Source organism: Mycobacterium sp. (genome assembly GCF_049281135.1).
Classification (GTDB): Bacteria; Actinomycetota; Actinomycetes; order Mycobacteriales; family Mycobacteriaceae; genus Mycobacterium.
Window position 1 is genome coordinate 1 of record NZ_JBAPRN010000220.1, and the last position, 2,476, is coordinate 2,476.

The following is a 2,476-nucleotide window of genomic DNA, read 5'->3' on the forward strand; positions in this document are numbered from 1 at the left end:
GGCTCAAGTCGAAGCTGCGCTCAACCGGATCACTCACCGGATCGTCGCGCAACCGGACTGGGACGAGCCATCCCGGCTCGCCACCCAGAGACTTCCTCTCGGGCTTCCACGCTGAGCTTCCGGCCTACCGCTTCGCCGTAGCCGCCACCTGGCTGGCGGGGCCGGTCGGCCTCGCCAGCCAGATAGCGCATCAGAAGAGGGACAAGCCCGAATTCAGCAGGCCGTCGACGACCGGGTCGACCAGGCCGGCGGCGGTGGGCGCGGTCACGTCAGCAACGCCGGCTGCAAACGCGCTTGGGTCGAGTGCAGCGATCAAGTCGCTGACCGGACTCACATCGACACTTTCGGCGCTGGAATGCAACGAATCGATGATCTCGGTGACGTACGGGGCGATCAGGTTATCAATGCCGGTGGGCCCGAACAGGTACGTGTCGGTGAAGTAACCCAGTTCGCCGAGCGCGTCGGTCGGTGCGACGCCCGGGGTACCCCCGGTAAACGCGTTCGGGTCGAATGCCGCGATCAAATCGCTGATCTCAGGTGTATAGGTTCCGGGGGTTCCGGACGAGACCGTACCCACCAAACTCTGAACGAGCGGGGCGAGCTCGGCATCAAGGCCGGCGGGCCCCAACAGGTAGGTGTCGGTGTAGTAGCCCAAAAGGCCAAGCGCGCCAATCGGTGCACCCGCGGAGTTGAACGCGTACGGGTCGAGTGCCTCGATCAAATAGCTGAACGCCATTGTCTCGGGGACACCCGCGGCGCTAACCGCCGCGGCCGGGTCAATTGCCCCAACCAAGTCGCTGACCGGATCCGCGCCGGCTACCGGTGCGGTGCCCAAGCTGAACGACGCGGCAATAAGGGCGGCACCGGCGGCCGTGCCAAGACTTAACGCTATGCGGCGAGCGTTGCGACTCATGTACGAGTGTCCAATCCGGGTCTGTGTCGATGTGGATGCGCATTGGGTTGCGGCCCAATTCCGGCGTCCCGCACGTGAGTTTTCGATGCCCAACCCCGACGGGCCGCCGACCGCCCGAGCCTATCTCAGAAGATGTTGGTTATGTATATAAATTTTGAATGCGCCTGAGTTTCTATTAGTGATCACTTAGGTTGCATTCAGGGAAATCGTGGGTCACGGTAGCTCACCAAGGGCGGGGGCACCAACAACGCTCGTCGCCAGAATGTTCAGGGGATATGTTGCTGCGCAACAGGTTTCGGTCGGCAAAGCTTCTGGGGCCGCAATTAACGATGCGATGTGCAGGCTTCCGTCCGACCCCTGGGAGCGGGCATTCCATACATGTCTAGAAATCAAATAGAATTCGACGCATAGCTAAAGTTAAGGTATCGGAAAAGTGGCGCCATTTATTAATCGATGTGACCAGAATGGGCCGATAACGCCACGGCTCGACGAGCGCCTCGATGCGTTTCGGGGTTGCGGGACACGACAGCCGGAGGCGTACCATCTCGCCATGAGCCGAATCGGAACATTCGCTGATGACGACCTCGCCGGCTGGGTTTTGAAGTCCCCCGAACTCGGCAGCGCGATCGGCGCGTTCGCCAACGCGGTCTACAGCAAGAACCGGCTGCCGATGCGGACCCGCGAACTCGCGCGGACCGTCATCGCCCACGAAAACGAATGCGAAGTGTGCGTCAACACCCGCGACGCCGACGGGCCCGCCGCCGGCGTCGACGAAGAGCTCTACGACCACGCTCGCGAGTGGCGCACCTGGCCCGGATACAGCGACCAGGAGCGGCTGGCCGCCGAGTTCGCCCACCGGTTCGCCACGCAACACACCGTGCTGCGCGACGACGAGGATTTCTGGGCCCGCGCCAACGAACACTTCTCCGAGGAGCTGCTCGCCGACCTGGCGTTGTCGTGCGCGCTGTGGATCGGCATGGGACGGGTGCTTCGGACGCTGGACATCGGCCAGTCCTGCCAGCTGACCCTGCCGAGCCGGGTATGAACCACCGAGTCTGCTAGCCGCGGCCACCTCCCGCTCCCCGGCAGATGACGACCACACCGCTCGCCGCCGCGGCCATCGCCCAACTCGAGGCCGAAGGGGTCGACGCGGTCATCGGCACGGTGGTCAATCCGGCCGGCCTGACCCAGGCCAAGAGCGTGCCGATCCGCCGGACCAACGCCTTCGCCGATCCGGGCCTGGGTGCCAGTCGGGTGTGGCACGGCTTTGTCATCGACCAGACCGGCATCGCGTTCACCGAACACATCGGCGTGGTGGGTGATGAGCGCATCCGAATTGACTTGTCCGCCATGCGGATTCTCGGCGACGGACTGGCCTGGGCGCCCGGCTCATTCTTCGAGCAGGACGGTACGCCGGTTCCGGCCTGCAGCCGCGGAACCCTGGTTCGGGTCGAGGCGGTCCTCGCCGAAGCCGGAATCCAGGCTCTGGTCGGTCACGAGATCGAGTTCCTGCTGGTTCAGCCGGACGGCCACCGACTGCCCTCGACCGAATGGGCACAGTAC

The 2,476-nt window shown here is 64.1% G+C and carries 2 protein-coding genes and 1 pseudogene; 2 read left to right on the top strand and 1 reads right to left on the bottom strand.

Annotated features, from left to right (window positions below; all coding sequences use genetic code 11):
• Positions 1–190: 190 nt before the first annotated feature.
• Positions 191–913 (bottom strand): hypothetical protein, encoded by a 723-nt coding sequence (locus WAN02_RS09110; RefSeq protein WP_422263830.1) that lies wholly within the window; start codon positions 911–913, stop codon positions 191–193.
• A gap of 550 nt (positions 914–1,463) precedes the next feature.
• Between WAN02_RS09110 and WAN02_RS09115 the strand changes: the two genes are divergently transcribed.
• A complete protein-coding gene (locus tag WAN02_RS09115) occupies positions 1,464–1,958 on the top strand; it encodes a carboxymuconolactone decarboxylase family protein (protein ID WP_422263831.1) in 495 nt (164 codons plus the stop codon).
• Positions 1,959–2,002: 44 nt separating this feature from the next.
• A pseudogene (locus tag WAN02_RS09120) lies at positions 2,003–2,476 on the top strand (glutamine synthetase); the annotation flags it as partial.

Bases quoted from the DNA above. Each gene is read 5' to 3' on its own strand.
- WAN02_RS09110 (WP_422263830.1), bottom strand. From the start codon at position 913: ATGAGTCGCAACGCTCGCCGCATAGCGTTAAGTCTTGGCACGGCCGCC.
- WAN02_RS09115 (WP_422263831.1), top strand. From the start codon at position 1,464: ATGAGCCGAATCGGAACATTCGCTGATGACGACCTCGCCGGCTGGGTT.